Raw genomic sequence first — 16,403 nt, 5'->3', positions numbered from 1 at the left:
GGGCGGTCACTTGAACGCCTGCCGGGCGGTCGGGTCCGGGTTGGCGGGCTGCGTGGTGATCGACTCGGGGTTGCAGAGCTCGCCGCAGTTCATCGCCGCGAGGGCGGCGTTGGTGGTGAAGCCCTGCCCCGTCTGCGGATCGATCCGCTGGCGGATCTGGAGGAACTGCTCGAACAGGGCCGGCGGCAGCGCCCGGACCTCGAAGTTCATCATCGAGTGGTAGGCGCCGCAGAATTCCGCGCAGCGGCCGACGAAGGCACCGGGACGCTCGATCCGGTCGATGACCCAGGTGTTCTTCTGGTCGTTCTCCTCCGGGTACGGCATGACGTCGCGCTTGAAGAGGAACTCCGGCACCCAGAAGGAGTGGATGACGTCCTTCGACTCCTGGGTGAACGCGATCGGCCGGTCGACGGGCAGCACCAGGATCGGCACGGAGCTCGTGGTGCCGACGACGGCGGCCGGGAGCCCGTTGGGCGCGATGGTCTGCGGGTAGCCGAACTCCCAGTTCCACTGGAACCCGGTGATCGTCACCTGCAGTTCGTTGCCCTCCGCATCGCGGTCGACGACGTTCTGCACGACGACGGTGAAGTAGAAGAGCACCGCGACGATCACCAGCGGCACGACCGTGAGCACGAGCTCGAGCGGCAGGTTGTACTGGAACTGGCGCGGGAGGTCGGACGCGCCGGCGCGCTTGCGGTGGAAGGCGACGGTCCAGGCCGTGAGGCCCCAGACGATGACGCCGACGACCAGGGCGGCGACCGCGGCCCAGGTCCACAGCGTGCGCATCTGCGTGGCCTCGGGCGTGACGCCGACCGGCCATCCGAAGCGGAGGACCTCGTCCACCGAGCACCCGGAGGTGGTCACCGCCACGACGACGGCGGCCGCAGTCAGTCCCAGCACCCGGCGTGCGCGCCCGGTGCGGGCCCGGGGCGGCGTCCCATCTCGGCGCACTGCTGCTGCCTTCCTCCTCGCACGGTGCACGCCGTCCGACCAGGGGCCGAGGACGGCTCCGGAGGGTGCGGCGAGCGGCCCGGCGACCCGGGCCCCGACGTCGGAGCGGAGACTATCCGAGCGAGCCACTACGCGCTGTCGGAGGGGCGCGCGGGGTGTCACGGAGCGGCACATCGCGGTCGTCATACTGAGCGCATCCCGCCCGTCGGGGCGGCGGCGTGGCCCCGGAACCGGAGGTGTCAGCGGACGCGTGTGCGGCCTGATGGGATTGATCACGCCCGGCGGTGAGGGCGCGGCGCGCGCCGACGCGGTGCGGGCGAGCCTCGAGTGCATGCGCCACCGCGGGCCGGACGAGTCCGGCGTGTGGCACGACGACGACGTGGCGCTGGGCTTCAACCGGCTCTCGATCATCGACGTCGAGGGCTCGCACCAGCCGTTGACGTACGCGAGCGATCGCTACCGCATCGTCTTCAACGGCGAGATCTACAACTACCTCGAGCTGCGCGAGGAGCTGGCGCGCGATCACGGCGCACGGTTCGTCACCGACGGGGACACCGAGGCCATCGTCGCGGCCTACGACGTCTGGGGTCCCGACGCGGTCCGCCGCCTGCGCGGCATGTTCGCGTTCCTGATCTGGGACACCCACGAGCGCGTGCTGTTCGGCGCCCGCGACCCGTTCGGCATCAAGCCCCTCTTCGTCTCCGCGGGGCCGCACGGCGTGGCCTTCGCCAGCGAGAAGAAGAGCCTGCTCGAGCTGGCGAAGAGCCTCGGCGAGCCGACCACCGCGCCCGACCCGACCGCGCTGCAGCACTACCTGCAGCTGCAGTACGTGCCGGAGCCGCTCTCGCTGCACCGCTCGATCCGCCGCGTCGAGTCGGGGACGAGCTTCACCGTCTCCCCCGGCGAGCCGATGGCGACGGAGCGCTACTTCGTCCCGACCTTCGACGAGAAGCCGGTCGACGACGAGGCCCGTGTGCACGCCGAGATCACCGAGGTCCTGCGCGACTCGGTGGCCAAGCACATGCGCGCCGACGTCACCGTGGGCGCGTTCCTCTCCGGGGGCATCGACTCGACGGTCATCGCCGCGCTCGCCAAGGAGCACAACCCGGACCTCATCACCTTCACCACGGGCTTCGAGCGCGAGGGCTACTCGGAGGTCGACGTCGCCCGCGAGTCGGCCGAGGCGATCGGCGTGCGCCACGTCGTCCGCACCGTCACCGCCCAGGAGATGATGGACGCGCTGCCGCTCATCGTCTGGTACCTCGACGACCCGGTGGCCGACCCCGCGCTGGTGCCCTTGTGGTTCGTGGCGCGCGAGGCCCGCAAGCACGTCAAGGTCGTGCTCTCCGGCGAGGGCGCCGACGAGCTGTTCGGCGGCTACACGATCTACAAGGAGCCGCTCTCGCTCGCGCCCTTCGAGAAGCTGCCCGGGGCGGTGCGCAAGCTCGCCGGGTCGCTGTCGGCGAAGCTGCCCGACGGGATGCGCGGCAAGGACCTCCTGCGCCGTGGCGCGCTCCCCCTCGAGGAGCGCTACTACGGCAACGCCCGCATCTTCCGCAACGACCAGCTCGCCGCGGTCCTGCGCGGGCACGACCCCGAGCTCTCGCACGTCGACATCACCGCGCCGCTCTACGTCGACTCGGGCTCCTGGGACCCGGTGGCGCGGATGCAGCACGTCGACCTCTTCACCTGGCTGCGCGGCGACATCCTCGTCAAGGCCGACAAGATGACGATGGCCAACTCCCTCGAGCTGCGGGTGCCGTTCCTCGACAAGGAGGTCTTCGAGGTCGCGTCGCACCTGCCGACCGACCAGAAGGTCGCCCACGGCACCACCAAGTACGCGCTGCGCCGGGCCATCGACGGGATCGTCCCGCCGCACGTGCTGAACCGGCGCAAGCTCGGCTTCCCGGTGCCGATCCGCCACTGGCTCGCCCACGACATGCTCGAGTGGGCCCGGGAGATCGTCCGCGACTCGCAGACCGACGCGATCCTCGACAAGGCCGCGGTGCTGCGCCTCATCGACGACCACCGCGCCGGCCCCGTCGACCACTCGCGGCGGATCTGGACGATCCTGGTGTTCATGCTCTGGCACGGCATCTTCGTCGAGGAGCGCATCCGCCCCGCGATCCCGGAGCCGAGCTACCCCGTGTACATCTGACCTCCGCTCGGACGGTCTGCCACGGCTCCCCGACGTGCGCCAGACCTCCATCGGGCGCGACCGGACCGCTCCATCGCCTAGGGTCGACCGCTGGTCACGGACCGTGCGGAGTCGCCGACGGTCCGGTGGCGGGACGCGTACCCGAGCGAGAGGCAGTCCATGGACGTACTGGGAATCGGCAACGCGATCGTCGACGTGTTGTTCCGCAGCGACGACGACACGATCCGCGGGCACGACCTGCCCAAGGGCGGGATGACGCTCATCGACGAGGCCCAGGCCGAGAAGCTGTACGCCGGGGCGAGCGACACCACCGAGCGTTCCGGCGGCAGCGTCGCGAACACCATCGCCATCGCCGCCGCGCTCGGCGCGGACACGGGCTACGTGGGCAAGGTGTCGGACGACCGCCTCGGCGGCTCGTTCACCGACTCGATCCGCTCGCACGGGGTCGCGTTCACGACGCCGGCGCTCTCAGGGAGCCCGGCGACCGCCCGCTGCCTGATCATGGTGACGCCCGACGGCGAGCGCACGATGTCGACGTTCCTCGGCGCCTGCACGGCGCTGGGGCCCGACGACATCGAGCAGGACGACGTCGCCGGCAGCAAGGTCAGCCTCATCGAGGGCTACCTCGCCGACACCGAGCACGCCCGCCGGACGATCGGCAAGATCGTCGACGCCGCGGCGAAGAGCGACGCGAAGGTCGGCCTGACGCTGTCGGACGCCGGCTGTGTCGACCGTCACCGCGAGTACTTCCGCGAGCTGTGCCGCGAGAACGTCGAGATCCTCATCGCGGACGAGGACGAGGTCGCGGCGCTCCTCGGGGACGACCCGGTCGAGGGCCTGCTGCGCGACCAGGGCGGCAACTGCGAGGTCGTCGTCGTCACGCACGGCCCGAAGGGCTCGACGATCTACGGCGTCGGCGGCTCCCGCCAGGAGGTGGAGGCGCGCCCGGCCGACGAGCTCGTCGACACCACGGGTGCCGGCGACGCCTACGCGGGCGGCTTCCTCTACGGCTGGACCCGCGGCCTCGACGTCGGGGTGGCCGGCCGGATCGGCTCGGTCGCCGCGTCGCACGTCGTCGCCCAGCTGGGGGCGCAGCCGCCGGAGGACCTGCGGCAGAAGGTCGCCGCGGAGGTCCCCGACCTGTAGGACCCGACCTGTAGCCCCCCGGACACACGACGGCCCCGGACCTCGAGCGAGGTCCGGGGCCGTGGTGCGTTACCTGGCTGTGCTGTCGGATCAGTTGAAGCTGTCGCCGCAGGCGCAGGACCCGCCGGCGTTGGGGTTGTCGATCGTGAACCCCTGCTTCTCGATGGTGTCGACGAAGTCGATGACCGCACCCTGCAGGTACGGCGCGCTCATGCGGTCGACGGAGACGGTCAGCCCGTTGAAGTCGACGTTGAGGTCGCCGTCGAGGCTGCGGTCGTCGAAGAAGAGCTGGTACTTGAGACCCGCACACCCGCCCGGCTGGACGGCGATGCGCAGCGACATGTCGTTGCGGCCCTCCTGGTCGAGCAGGGCCTTCGCCTTGCCGGCGGCGGAGTCGGTCAGCTCGACACCGTGCGCGGCCTCGGTGACCGCGGACGGCGCGGTCGGGTTCTCGACGGTCATGGTTCTCCCTTGAGCTCCCGGGACGGACGCTGTGCACTACCCGCTGCGCACAACCCGGTCGCGGTGCCGTGTGTTCCTTCGGGGCGCCACATGATCTCGAAGGCCCCGCGGCCGGTCTCCATCGTCGCACACCTCGGGCGTGTGCTCATGCGTGCGCGCGCTCACCCCGGCTACCCGGGAGGACGCGCCCCCCATCGCTTGGCGACGCCCTCGGCGAGATCGGCCAGCCGGGCGGCGGGCTCGGCGAGGGCGGCCTCGACGGAGCCCGCGTCCGCGGCCACCGAGTAGACGCCCTCGAGCCCGGCCTCCAGGGCCTCCCCCGTGCTCATGTCCACCTGGCCGGCCAGCGCGATGCACGGAACGCCCTGCTCACGAGCCCGCGCGGCCACCACCGACACGAGCTTGCCGTGCAGCGACTGGGCGTCGAGGCGTCCCTCGCCGGTGACCACGAGATCGGCGCGGGCGAGGGCCTCGTCGAGGCCCGCGACCTCGCGCACCAGCTCCCCGCCGGCGACCCGGCGGGCCCCGAGCGCCGCGAGCGCCACGCCCAGCCCGCCGGCGGCGCCGGACCCGGGCCGGTCGGCGAGGCCGTCGCCCAGCACCTCCGCCCACGCCGTCAGCGCGGCGTCGAGGGCGGCCACGGTCTCCTCGTCGGCACCCTTCTGGGGGCCGAACACCGCCGCGGCGCCCTCCGGCCCGGTCAGCACGTGGTCGACGTCGGCGGCCACGACGAGGTCGACGCCCTCGAACCGCGCTCGGACGTCCGCGAGCCCGTCGAGACGGGCGGCCCGGGCGAGGGCCCCGCCACCGTCGGGCAGGGCGTCCCCGACGGCGTCCCGGGCCACGGCGCCGAGCGCGGCCAGCATCCCGGCCCCGCCGTCGGTGCAGGCGGAGCCGCCGAGCCCGACGACGATCGCGGACGGTCCGTGGCCGGCGGCTGCTGTCATGAGCTCGCCGACGCCCCTGCTCGTCGCCGACGCCGCGGTGCGGGGCGTGCGCTCGTCGACGAGGTGCAGCCCGCAGGCCGACGCCGACTCGAGGTAGGCGGTCCCGTCCAGCTCCAGCCACGTCGCCCGCGTCGGCGTCCCGAGGGGGCCGGTGACCTCCACCTCGTGACGGGTGCCGCCGCGCGCGGTGTGCAGGACCTCGACGAACCCGGTGCCGCCGTCGGCGAGCGGGAGCAGGACGGCGGTGTCCTTCGGCTCGCTCCGGGCCCAGCCCTCGGCCATCGCCGTGGCCGCCTCCGCCGCGGTCAGACTACCGCCGAAGGAGTCAGGAGCGAGCAGCACACGCATACGGCGCACCGTAGGGGTCTCGCGGGTCTGGGGAGCCCCGTGCGGGTGCCCTATTCTGGGAACGTGAACTTCTTGCGCCGTGGCACCTCGACCGGGTCGGGCTCCGAGCCCGACGACGCCACGACCACCGAGGCCGACGACCGCGAGACGGTCGTCGTCGGCGAGCGCGGTGGACGCCAGACCACCGGCAAGGGACGCCCCACGCCGGCCCGTCGCGACGCGCAGGGCAAGCGGCGCGGACCGGTGGCGCCTGCTCCCAAGACCCAGCGCGAGGCCATGAAGCGCGCGCGGGCGCTGCGCGGCACCAAGGACGACCGCCGCAAGGCCTCCGCCGACCGCCGCAAGCGCATGATGGCCGGCGACGACTCGGTGCTGCTGCCCCGCGACCGCGGGCCCGCCCGCGCCTACGCGCGCGACCTCGTCGACGCCCGGCGCAACCTCATGGGGCTCTTCATGCCCCTGGCCGTCGTCATCTTCGTGACGGTGATCGTCCCGATCCCCCAGGTGCAGACCGCCGGCAGCCTGATCTGCCTGGTCATGCTCGTGATGATGGCGCTCGAGGGCGTCATGCTCGGCCGCTACGTCGTGACGCGGGTGCGCGCGAAGTTCCCGGACGAACAGATCGGCGGCCTGTCCTACGGCTGGTACGCGTTCACGCGCGCCACCCAGCTGCGCCGCCTGCGGATGCCCGGGCCCCGGGTGGCCCGCGGCACCGCGATCGCCTGAGGTCGATCCTGCGCACGCTGGTCCTCGGCGGGACCCGCTCGGGCAAGTCCGCGTACGCCGAGGGGATGCTCGACGCCGACGCACCGGTGCTCTACGTCGCCACCGCGCGCGGTGTCGACCCGGACGCCGACCCGGAGTGGGCCGACCGCGTCGCCGTGCACCGCGCCCGCCGGCCCGCCGGGTGGCGGACGGTGGAGGACGCCGACCTCCCGGCGGTGCTCGACGCGCACCCCGGCGAACCCGTGCTCGTCGACGACCTCGCCACCTGGGTGACCGGGCTACTGGACGACGCCGGCTGGGAGCGCGACGCGCCGTCGGTCGACGCGGCGCGCGTGTCGCTGACGGCGGCGGTCGGACGATGCGCCGGGACGCTGGTGCTCGTGTCGGCCGAGGTCGGGCTGGGCGTCGTGCCCTCGACGAGCGCCGGACGCCGCTTCCGGGACGAGCTCGGCGCGGTGAACCAGGCGCTCGCGGCCGTGTGCGACGAGGTGTGGCTGCTCGTGGCCGGGGTGCCCCTGCGTCTGCGCTGACCGGCTACGGTCGCGCCGAGATCGCTTGCCCCACATCGTTGTGCCGGATCGTCGTGCCGAGGAGGAGGAACCGCGTGCACCCGGTCGCCAGCTCGGCCCCGGCGGGTGTCGCGCCCCCCGACGAGACCGCCCGCGAGGAGGCCCGCGCGGCGCTGCCCGGCGGGAGCTACGGGCGCCTCGAGGAGCTCGCCGCGTGGCTCGCCGCCTGCCAGGGGCGGGCGCCGGCCCGGGCGCCGCGGCGGGTGCGGGCAGTGCTGTTCGCGGCCGACCACGGGATCGCCGCCGCCGGTGTCTCCGCCCACGCGCCCGGGGAGACCGTGACACGGGTGGCCGCCGCGCGCGACGGCTCGGGCGCGGTGGCCCGGTTCGCCGAGGCCGCGGGCGCCGGGCTGCGGGTCGTCGACGTCGGGCTGGCCACGCCGGTGCCCGGCGACGCGCGCGACGACCGCGCCGTGGTGCGCGGCGGCGGTCGCCTCGACCTCGAGGACGTGCTGACCGCGGACCAGGCGGCGGCCGCGCTGCGCGCCGGGCGCGAGGTGGCCGACGAGGAGGTCGACGAGGGCGCCGACCTGCTCGTCGCCGGCGAGCTGGCCGTCGGCGTCAGCACGCCCGTCGCCGTGCTCGCGGCCGCGATGACCGGGCGCGAGCCCGTGGCCGTCGTGGGGCGCGGCAGCGGGATCGACGACCGCGTGTGGATGGTCAAGGCCGCGGCGGTCCGCGACGGGCTGCGGCGCGCCCGTCCCGTGGGCCGCGACCCCCAGGGGCTGCTGCGGGTCGCCGGCGGCGCCGACCTGGCGGCGCTCGTCGGGTTCCTCGCCCAGGCCGCCCGCCGCCGGACCCCGGTGCTGCTCGACGGCGCGGCGACGGCCGTGGCCGCGCTGCTCGCCGACACGGAGGTCCCGGGCGCGCGCGCCTGGTGGACGGCGGGCACGCGGTGCACCGAGCCGGCGCAGGCCTTCGCGCTCGACGTCCTGGGCCTCGAGCCGCTGCTGGACCTGTCGATGCGCGCCGGCCAGGGCACCGGGGCGCTGGCCGCGGTCGGGCTCGTGCGCGCCGCGGTGTGCGTCGGCTGACGTGCCCGGTCCCTTCCGCGGCGGGGTGACGCTGGCCGTCGCGATGTTCACGGTCGTGCCCCTGCACGCGCGGCGGATCGACCGGCCCGCCGCCGCCGTGGCGCTCGCGGTGGTCCCGGTCGTGGGCGTGCTGCTCGGCGCCCTGCTGGGCGCCGGCGCCGCCGGCCTGGTCGCCGCCGGGGCGCCGGGGCTGCTCGCGGGGCTCGTGGCCGTCGGTCTCGGGGCGGCGGCCACCCGCGGGCTGCACCTCGACGGCCTCGCGGACCTCGCCGACGGGCTCGGCAGCCACGGCGACGCGGAGCGCACGCTGGCGGTGATGCGCGATCCGGGCACCGGCGCGTTCGCGGTGATCTGGCTGGTCGTGGTGCTCGGGATACAGGCCACGGCGTTCGGGGCGCTGGCGGAGCGGGGCGTGCTGGCCGCGGCCGTCGGGGCCGCGCTGGCCCTGGGGCTGGGGCGCGCCGCGTTCGCCTGGGTGGCGCGACGGGGCGTGCCGGCGGCGTCCCCGGACGGGCTCGGCGCCCTGGTCGCCGGGACCCAACCGGCGTGGCGGGCACCGGTGTGGGCTGTGGTGCTCGCCGGCGCCGCGTTCCCGGTGCTGGGGCTCGGCGCGGTGATCGCGACCCTGCTGGCGGCGGTGTCGGTCGTCCTCGTGGCCGCCCATGCCCGCCGGCGCCTCGGGGGCGTGTCGGGCGACGTGTTCGGCGCCTGCGCCGAGCTCGCGGCCACGGTCGCCCTGGCGGCGCTCGCCATCGCCTGACGCAGCGAACGTGCTGTTCGCTGCTTCTAGGCGCCCGAAGTCCCCGTTGATCACCCAGCGGTGTCGGGGCGAGGAGGCGTCGTCGGGAGCGAACGAGCCGTTCGTACGCGTAGGAGCAGCGAACGGCCCGTTCGCTCCACGAGCGACCGAGCGACCGAGCGACGAGCGAGCGACCGAGCGAGCGACCGAGCGCGTCAGCGCAGGCGCGTCATCCAGCCCCGGGTGTCCGGGGCCGCGCCGCGCTGGATGGCGGTGAGACGCTCGCGCAGGCGCTGGGTCATCGCGCCCGGCTTGCCGTCGGCGATGTCGTACTCGCCGCCCTCGTACTTCACGGTGCCGACCGGGGTGATCACCGCGGCGGTGCCGCAGGCGAACACCTCGGTGAGGCGCCCGGCGGCGTTCTCCTTCTCCATCTCGTCGGTGGAGATCCGGCGCTCGCTGACCGTCGCGCCCTCCTCCTCGGCGAGCTCGAGCAGCGAGCGGCGGGTGACGCCGGGCAGCAGCGAGCCGGAGAGCTCCGGGGTGACGACCTCGACGTTGCCCGAGGGGTCGGTGAACACGAAGAAGAGGTTCATGCCCCCCATCTCCTCGATCCACCGGTGCTCGAGGGCGTCGAGCCAGACCACCTGGTCGCACCCCTGCGCCGACGCCTGGGCCTGCGCGGCGAGCGAGGCCGCGTAGTTGCCGCCGCACTTGGCCTCGCCGGTGCCGCCGGGCACGGCGCGGACGTAGTCGGTGGACAGCCACACCGTCACCGGGGCTAAGCCGCGCGGGAAGTACGCGCCGGCCGGGGAGGCGATGAGCATGTAGAGGTACTCCTCGCTCGGGCGCACGCCGAGCCCCGACGAGGAGCCGATCATGAAGGGCCGCAGGTAGAGCGAGTCCTCCCCGCCCGCGGCCGGCACCCAGCGCTCGTCGACGGCGAGCAGCTCCTCCAGCGAGCCGAGGAACAGGTCCTCGGGCAGCGGGGGCATCGCCAGGCGCTCGGCCGAGCGGGCCATGCGCTCCGCGTTCGCCGTCGGCCGGAACGCGTGGATCGAGTCGTCGGCCCAGCGGTAGGCCTTGAGCCCCTCGAAGATCGTCTGGCTGTAGTGGAGCACGACCGCGGCCGGGTCCATCGACAGTGCCTGGTACGGCCCGACGGTCGCGTCGTGCCACCCGCGCGCGGCGTCCCAGGAGATCGTCACCATGTGGTCGGTGAAGAACTTCCCGAACCCGGGTGCGGCGAGTACCTCCGCCACACGCTCCGCGGTCGCCGGGGCGGGGTGCGGGGTGTGGGCGAAGGCCGTACTCATGGTTCCAGCCTAGTCCGACGGGGCAAGACCGATCGCCGCCCGCGTCACCAGGCCGGCGACCCGTCCGTCGCGCACCAGCCAGGCCGCCGCCGCGCCGTCGAGGCGGGCCCGCGCGCCCTCGACCCCCTCCCCCGCGCCGAGGCTCGGCGGCGCCGGACGGACGTGGTGGCGCACCGGGTCGCCGTCGGGCAGCCCGTCCAGAGCCGCCGCGGTCACCGCGCCGAGGATCTCCGACGGGGCCGCCGCGCCGTCGGGCCGGTCGTGGGTCACGGGGGCGGGGCCCGGCGTCCCGGCGAGCGCCGCCCGGGCTCGGGCCACCGTCCAGGACGCGCGCACCACCGGCACCGCGACGACCGGCAGGTCGCCCACCAGCGGCCCCGGGACGTCCGCGTCCGGCTCGTCGAGGAAGCCGAGACGTCGCAGCCAGCCGTCGTCGAAGTACTTCGAGAGGTAGGCCCGCCCGGAGTCGGGGGCGATCACGACGACCACGTCGTCGGGCCCCAGGTCGCGGGCCGCGACCAGCGCCCCCGCCACGGCCGTCGCCGACGAGCCCCCGAGCAGCAGGCCCTCCTCGCGGGCCAGGCGACGGGCGGTGTGCATCGTCGTGCGGTCGTCGACCCGCACGATCTCGTCGGCCACCGACCGGTCCCAGTTGGCGGGCCAGGGGTCGTCGACGGTGTCGGGGTGGCGGTAGTGGCCGATCGCCTCGACGTAGTACGGGCTGCCGTCCCCGCCGCCGTAGGCCGAGGTCACGGGGTCGACGCCGACGACGCGCACCGGGCCCCGCTCCTTGAGCGCCGCGCCGGTGCCCGACAGCGTGCCGCCGGTGCCGATGCCCGCGACGAAGCAGGTCACGCGGCCGCCGGTCTGCTCCCAGATCTCGGGCGCGGTGGTGTCGTGGTGGGCCCGGGGGTTCGCGGGGTTGCCGTACTGGTCGGCGAGCCAGCCGCCGGGCGTCTCCTGCGCGATCCGCGCCGCCAGGTTGATGACGTGGCGCGGGTCGTCGCGGGGCAGTCCGCCCGGCGTCAGCAGCACCTCGGCGCCGTAGGCGCGCAGCGCGGCGATCTTCTCGGCCGCGGTGGTGTCGGGGATGACGATGAGCGTGCGGTAGCCGAGGAACCCGCCGACCAGCGCGAGACCGATCCCGGTGTTGCCCGAGGTGCCCTCGACGATCACCCCGCCCGGGCGCAGCGCCCCGGAGCGCTCGGCGGCGCGGACCATCCACAGCGCCGCGCGGTCCTTGACGCTCCCGCCGGCGTTCTGCCACTCGGCCTTGACGTAGATCGTCGGGGCCAGGCCCTCGACCACCCGCCGCAGGCGGATGAGCGGGGTGGCGCCGATGGCGTCGAGCACCGATTCGTGGACGCTCCCGGGCACGCCCCGTGTGTACACGCAAAGATGGCCCCGTGACGTTCCCGGGCTTCGGCGAGGCGGTCGTCGACTTCTACGAGGGCCTCGAGGCCGACAACTCCAAGGCCTATTGGACGGACAACAAGGCGCTCTACGACGACCACGTCCGCGCGCCGATGGTCGCGATGCTCGCCGACCTCGAGCCCGAGTTCGGCCCGGGCAAGGTCTTCCGCCCCTACCGCGACGTGCGCTTCGCCGCGGACAAGACGCCGTACAAGGTCCAGTGCGGCGCGACCGTCGGCGGGCGCTACGTCCAGGTCTCGGCCGACGGGATCATGGTGGCGGTCGGCTACTACCGGATGACTTCCGCGCAGGTCGCGCGCTTCCGCGCCGCGATCGACGACGACCGCCACGGGCCGGAGCTCGAGAAGATCGTCGAGGACCTGCGCGCCGACGGGTTCACCGTCGACGGCGAGCAGCTGAGGTCCCGCCCGCGCGGCGCCGACCCCGAGCACCCCCGCCTGGAGCTGCTGCGCCACAAGAGCCTGTTCGTCCGGCGCTCGTGGCCGCCGTCCGACGAGCTGCACACGCCCGCCGTGCGCGAGCGGGTGGCCGAGACGTGGCGGCGCCTCGAGCCCCTCGGGCGGTGGCTCGACGAGCACGTCGGCGTCGACCTCGACGACACCGCCGACCGCCCGGGCCGCCGCCGCTGACCCTCACGGCCACCACGCGTTCCATCGCCTAGCGTCGCCCCATCGTGGGGACGACGACGCGTGCCGCCCTCTGGGCGAGTGCGCTCCTGGCGCTGGCACTGCTCGGCGGCCTCCTCTGGTGGACCGCCGTCGAGCGAGGGATCACCGCCCGCGACCTGTGGGAGACCGTGGACCCGCCGCCGGAGTCGTGCGTCGAGCAGGACCCGACCACGTCGGGCTGCCTCACACCGACCGCCCTGCGCCTGCACGACGCCGCCGTCGCCCGGTTCGGTGCACCGGGCGCGGACGCCCCGATCCGGTCGGTCACCTGCTGGTCCGAGCACGCGTGGAACCCGTCGAGCGACCACCCCGAGGGGCGCGCCTGCGACTTCTTCCCCGCCCGGTACGGCGAGTTCCCGGAGGGCGACGACCTCGCCGCCGGGTGGGCCGTGGCGCACTGGCTGTGCGAGAACGCCGCTGAGCTCGACGTCCGGTACGTCATCTGGCAGGGCCGCATCTGGTCCGCCGGGAGCTCCGACGCCGGCGACGGGTGGGGCCGGCCCTACACCGGCGGCGGCGTGTACGACCCCGAGGACGCCACGGGCGGGCACTTCGACCACGTGCACGTCAGCGTCCGCGACGGATCCCGGTGGTGAGCCGCCGTGCCCCGTGAGCGGAGTTCCCGGCCATGGCCGGGAATTCCGCTCACGTGGGGATCGGGTCGTGGGGCCAGTCGCGGAGGTTGACCTGGTCGCACGTGAGGGCGAAGGCGTCGATCTCCTCCGTGCTCGCGCCGCGGGTGAACAGCTCGACGAGGCCCCGGAAGTACTCCTCGCGCGGCGCCCCGGGCACGAAGAGGATGAGGAAGCGGGCCGTCTCCTCGCCCACGGCGTGGAACCCGTGCACGCCGTTGACCGGGACGTGGGCGAAGTCGCCGTGCTCGAGCACCTGCCACTTCTCCCCGCTCATCACCGCGAGCCGGCCCGAGATCATCCAGAACGACTCCGAGAACCCCTGGTGGTAGTGCGGGATCGCGCCCCAGCGGCCCGGGACGGCGGCGGTCTCGAACAGGCCGAAGCCGCCGCCGACGACGTCGCTCGGCGCGGTGAACACCGCAGGACCCGCCTGCTCGACCTCGGCGCGGAAGCGGTAGACGCCCGGCGCGGACTCCGGGACCTCGGTCGGGAAGCTCACCCGGTCATCCTCACCGCACGTGCGACGGGACGAAAGGCGGGCTGACGACCTCGCACTCGAGCGACCGGCCGCGGACGTCGACGGTCAGCGTCTCGCCCTCCTCGACACCCGCCGCCGTGTCGAGCAGGGCGAGCGCGATCCCCGTCTTCAGGGTCGGCGAGAACGTCCCGGAGGTGGTCTCGCCGATCGGGACGTCGCCCTGCACCACGGCCATGTGCCCGCGCGGCACGCCGCGGCCGGTGGCGCGCAGCCCCCAGGAGCGGCGCCGCGGACCCGCCTCGCGCTCGGCGAGCAGCGCCTCGCGGCCCCAGAACTCGTCCTTCTTCCAGCCGACCGCGAACCCGCACCGGGCCTGCAGCGGTGTGATGTCGGGGCCGAGGTCCTGGCCGTGCAGCGGCAGGCCCGCCTCGGTGCGCAGGGTGTCGCGGGCGCCGAGCCCGGCGGGCAGCCCGCCCTTCTCGGCCACCACGGCGGCCAGCGCGTCCCACAGCTCCCCGGCGCCGTCCGACGGCGCGATGAGCTCGTAGCCCCGCTCGCCGGTGTAGCCCGTGCGGCAGATCCGCACCGGGCGCCCGGCCCACTCCGCGTCGACGAAGGCCATGTAGTCCAACGGGTCGGGATCGGTCAGCAGCCCGACCTCGGCGAGCACCTCGGGCGACGCGGGCCCCTGCACCGCGAGCACCACGTGGTCGTCGTGCTCGTCGGCGACGGTGATCCCGGACGGGGCGACCTCGGCGAGGCGCCGTCCGACGCCCGCGGAGTTCGCGGCGTTCGGGACGGCGAAGACCTCGTCGGGGCCGACGAGGTAGAGGATCAGGTCGTCGACGACGCCGCCGTTCTCGCCGCAGCAGAGCGTGTACTGCGCCTTGCCGGGCACGATCCGCGACAGGTCGTTCGTCAGGCAGCGGTCGACGAACGCCGCGGCGCCGGGGCCGCTGATGCGGACCTTGCCCAGGTGGCTGACGTCGAACAGGCCGACGGCCTCGCGGGTGGCGGTGTGCTCGGCCACCGTGCCCGAATACTGGACGGGCATCTCCCAGCCGCCGAACGGCGCGAACGACGCCCCGAGGGCGACGTGGTGATCGTGCAGCGGGCTACGACGTGAGTCGGGCACTGTCTCGGACACCCGCGGCACGGTACGGGAGCCGCCCCGGTCCTAGCATGTGATCGACACCGCCCGGCGCAGGAGGACACCCCACGTGAGCAGCACCCCCGACCTCGAGCTCCTCGGCCCCGACCCGGGCACCGACGCGCTCGCCGACGTGGACGCCGTGGTCGTCGGCGTGCGACCCGGGACCGACGGCGGCGACCCCGTCGTGGCCGGCCCGACGTCCGCGCTCGGTGACCTCGCCGGCGAGCTGCCCGGCCTGGTCGCGCTGCTCGGCGGCACGGGCAAGGCCGAGGAGGTCACCCGCGTCCCCACCCGTGGGGCGATCGGGGCGCCGCTCGTGGTCGCCGTCGGGCTCGGTGCCGAGCCGTCCGACACCGGCGCGGCGGGCGAGACGCCCGACCTCGCCGAGCAGGTCCGGCGTGCGGCCGGCGCCGCGGCGCGCACCCTGCACGGCCACGCCGCCAGCATCGTCACCACGCTCTCCGCGCTCGACCTCGCTGCCGCGATCGAGGGCACCCTGCTCGGCGACTACGCCTTCACCGACTACAAGAAGGCCCCCGAGACGGCGCCGACCGAGCTCGCGATCGTCGGTCTCGTGGGCAACGACGACGCGTCGGTGACCCGGGCAGCCGCGGTCGCGAAGGCCGTCCGCCACGCCCGCGACTTCGTCAACACCCCGCCCAACGACCTGTACCCGGACGCGTTCGCGCAGCGGGCACGCTCCCTGGCCGAGGCCGCCGGGGTGTCGGTGGAGATCCTCGACGAGTCCGCGCTCGCCGAGCACGGCTACGGCGGCGTCCTGGGCGTCGGCGGCGGGTCCTCGCGGCCGCCGCGGCTGGTCCGCCTGACGTACTCGCCGGCGAACCCTCGGAAGAAGGTCGCCCTCGTCGGCAAGGGCATCACGTTCGACACCGGCGGCATCTCGATCAAGCCCGCGGCGAACATGGACCACATGACCTCGGACATGTCCGGGGCCGCCGGGGTCGTCGCCGCCACCTGCCTGGCCGCCGACCTCGGGCTCGACGTCGAGGTCGTCGCCACCGTGCCGATGGCCGAGAACATGCCCTCGGGCACCGCGTACCGCCCCGGGGACGTCCTCACGATGTACGGCGGGACGACCGTCGAGGTGCTCAACACCGACGCCGAGGGCCGTCTCGTCCTCGGCGACGCCATCGCCCGCGCCTGCGAGGACTCCCCCGACTACCTGCTCGAGGCCTCGACGCTCACCGGCGCCCAGCTCGTCGCCCTCGGCTCGCGGACACCCGGGGTCATGGGGACCGACGAGTTCCGCGACCGGGTCGCCGCCCACGCCGTCGCGGCGGGCGACGGCGGCTGGGCGATGCCGCTGCCCGACGAGCTGCGCAGCGACCTCGACTCGCGGGTGGCCGACCTCGCCAACGTCACCAACCACCGCTTCGGCGGGATGCTCGTGGGCGGCATCTTCCTGCGGGAGTTCGTCGCCGACGGCGTGCCGTGGGTGCACCTCGACATCGCCGGCCCGGCCTTCAACACCGGCGGCCCGCACGGCTACACGCCCAAGGGTGGCACCGGCGTCCCGGTGCGCACGATCGCCGCCGTGCTCGACGACATCTCCCGCAACGGCTGAGGTCGGCCGCGGCGGTTTCGCGGAGGTGGAAGGATGAACCCGGACAACGCCTCC

General features: G+C 74.5%; 16 protein-coding genes. 9 read left to right on the top strand and 7 right to left on the bottom strand.

What is annotated here, in order from left to right; genetic code table 11:
* Positions 1-6: 6 nt before the first annotated feature.
* Positions 7-897: an aa3-type cytochrome oxidase subunit II gene (gene ctaC, locus OG774_RS02960; RefSeq protein ID WP_328310740.1), complete on the bottom strand. Its 891-nt coding sequence runs from the start codon at positions 895-897 to the stop codon at positions 7-9.
* Between the two features lie 304 nt (positions 898-1,201).
* Here ctaC and asnB point away from each other — a divergent pair, with 304 nt between their 5' ends.
* Together asnB and OG774_RS02950 are read left to right on the top strand one after the other, a co-directional pair.
* Entirely contained in the window at positions 1,202-3,109 is a 1,908-nt protein-coding gene (gene asnB, locus OG774_RS02955; protein WP_328306525.1) for an asparagine synthase (glutamine-hydrolyzing), read from the top strand.
* Between the two features lie 159 nt (positions 3,110-3,268).
* A complete protein-coding gene (locus OG774_RS02950) occupies positions 3,269-4,255 on the top strand; it encodes an adenosine kinase (RefSeq protein WP_328306522.1) in 987 nt (328 codons plus the stop codon).
* A 90-nt stretch (positions 4,256-4,345) separates the two neighbouring features.
* Here OG774_RS02950 and OG774_RS02945 read toward each other — a convergent pair whose 3' ends face one another.
* Both OG774_RS02945 and OG774_RS02940 read right to left on the bottom strand, forming a co-directional pair.
* On the bottom strand, positions 4,346-4,717 hold the full coding sequence (locus tag OG774_RS02945; protein WP_274190223.1) for a HesB/IscA family protein: 372 nt from the start codon (positions 4,715-4,717) through the stop codon (positions 4,346-4,348).
* Positions 4,718-4,887: 170 nt separating this feature from the next.
* Positions 4,888-6,012 (bottom strand): glycerate kinase, encoded by a 1,125-nt coding sequence (locus OG774_RS02940; protein ID WP_328306519.1) that lies wholly within the window; start codon positions 6,010-6,012, stop codon positions 4,888-4,890.
* Between the two features lie 63 nt (positions 6,013-6,075).
* Here OG774_RS02940 and OG774_RS02935 point away from each other — a divergent pair, with 63 nt between their 5' ends.
* The 4 genes from OG774_RS02935 (at position 6,076) to OG774_RS02920 (ending at position 9,101) form a co-directional block, all read left to right on the top strand.
* Positions 6,076-6,738 (top strand): DUF3043 domain-containing protein, encoded by a 663-nt coding sequence (locus tag OG774_RS02935; RefSeq protein WP_328306517.1) that lies wholly within the window; start codon positions 6,076-6,078, stop codon positions 6,736-6,738.
* A gap of 5 nt (positions 6,739-6,743) precedes the next feature.
* Positions 6,744-7,268: a bifunctional adenosylcobinamide kinase/adenosylcobinamide-phosphate guanylyltransferase gene (gene cobU, locus OG774_RS02930; RefSeq protein WP_328310738.1), complete on the top strand. Its 525-nt coding sequence runs from the start codon at positions 6,744-6,746 to the stop codon at positions 7,266-7,268.
* A gap of 74 nt (positions 7,269-7,342) precedes the next feature.
* Positions 7,343-8,341 (top strand): nicotinate-nucleotide--dimethylbenzimidazole phosphoribosyltransferase, encoded by a 999-nt coding sequence (locus tag OG774_RS02925; RefSeq protein WP_328306515.1) that lies wholly within the window; start codon positions 7,343-7,345, stop codon positions 8,339-8,341.
* Position 8,342: 1 nt separating this feature from the next.
* Positions 8,343-9,101, top strand: a complete 759-nt coding sequence (locus tag OG774_RS02920) for an adenosylcobinamide-GDP ribazoletransferase (RefSeq protein ID WP_328306513.1) — start codon at positions 8,343-8,345, stop codon at positions 9,099-9,101.
* Positions 9,102-9,295: 194 nt separating this feature from the next.
* On the opposite strand, the gene OG774_RS02915 is transcribed toward OG774_RS02920, so the two are convergent.
* Positions 9,296-10,396 carry a branched-chain amino acid aminotransferase gene (locus OG774_RS02915; protein ID WP_328306512.1) on the bottom strand — a complete coding sequence of 367 codons (1,101 nt, stop codon included), beginning with the start codon at positions 10,394-10,396 and terminating at the stop codon, positions 9,296-9,298.
* A gap of 9 nt (positions 10,397-10,405) precedes the next feature.
* On the bottom strand, positions 10,406-11,773 hold the full coding sequence (locus OG774_RS02910; protein WP_328306510.1) for a PLP-dependent cysteine synthase family protein: 1,368 nt from the start codon (positions 11,771-11,773) through the stop codon (positions 10,406-10,408).
* Positions 11,774-11,802: 29 nt separating this feature from the next.
* Between OG774_RS02910 and OG774_RS02905 the strand changes: the two genes are divergently transcribed.
* A complete protein-coding gene (locus tag OG774_RS02905; protein WP_328306508.1) occupies positions 11,803-12,459 on the top strand; it encodes a DUF2461 domain-containing protein in 657 nt (218 codons plus the stop codon).
* 44 nt (positions 12,460-12,503) lie between these two features.
* Positions 12,504-13,094, top strand: coding sequence for a hypothetical protein (locus OG774_RS02900; RefSeq protein ID WP_328306506.1), 591 nt, complete (start codon positions 12,504-12,506; stop codon positions 13,092-13,094).
* Between the two features lie 49 nt (positions 13,095-13,143).
* Here OG774_RS02900 and OG774_RS02895 read toward each other — a convergent pair whose 3' ends face one another.
* On the bottom strand, positions 13,144-13,632 hold the full coding sequence (locus OG774_RS02895; protein WP_328306504.1) for a cupin domain-containing protein: 489 nt from the start codon (positions 13,630-13,632) through the stop codon (positions 13,144-13,146).
* A 10-nt stretch (positions 13,633-13,642) separates the two neighbouring features.
* Positions 13,643-14,758: a glycine cleavage system aminomethyltransferase GcvT gene (gene gcvT, locus OG774_RS02890; RefSeq protein ID WP_328306502.1), complete on the bottom strand. Its 1,116-nt coding sequence runs from the start codon at positions 14,756-14,758 to the stop codon at positions 13,643-13,645.
* Between the two features lie 73 nt (positions 14,759-14,831).
* Between gcvT and OG774_RS02885 the strand changes: the two genes are divergently transcribed.
* Positions 14,832-16,349, top strand: coding sequence for a leucyl aminopeptidase (locus OG774_RS02885; RefSeq protein ID WP_442873933.1), 1,518 nt, complete (start codon positions 14,832-14,834; stop codon positions 16,347-16,349).
* The last annotated feature ends 54 nt before the right edge of the window (positions 16,350-16,403 follow it).

Source organism: Actinomycetospora sp. NBC_00405 (assembly GCF_036044095.1).
Taxonomy (GTDB): Bacteria; Actinomycetota; Actinomycetes; order Mycobacteriales; family Pseudonocardiaceae; genus Actinomycetospora; species Actinomycetospora callitridis.
The sequence above is the reverse complement of the archived record's forward strand: the minus strand, read 5'-3'. Positions and strand labels throughout refer to the sequence as shown.